Genomic DNA, 246 nt, shown 5'->3' with positions numbered 1-246 from the left:
AAACAAGTCAGACAGATAAGGAAACAATTCTTCACCTTTTAAATCGCCTAAATGACGATGAAAAAAAATGAAAGCTTTTTTCCTTTTATAACTAACATAAGAAATTAATTGCATTATTTAATTCCATATCATTTTTGTTTTCTTCATGATCCTTTCCTCTCTCCTTTTTGCAGAGAATCTTCTATTAATCAAAATCCTATTCTATTAATCAAAATCCTATAAAAGGAATTTTTATTACCTTGTCTA

This window comes from Bartonella sp. MR168JLCBS (assembly GCF_042194175.1).
This window is presented reverse-complemented; position numbering follows the sequence as displayed.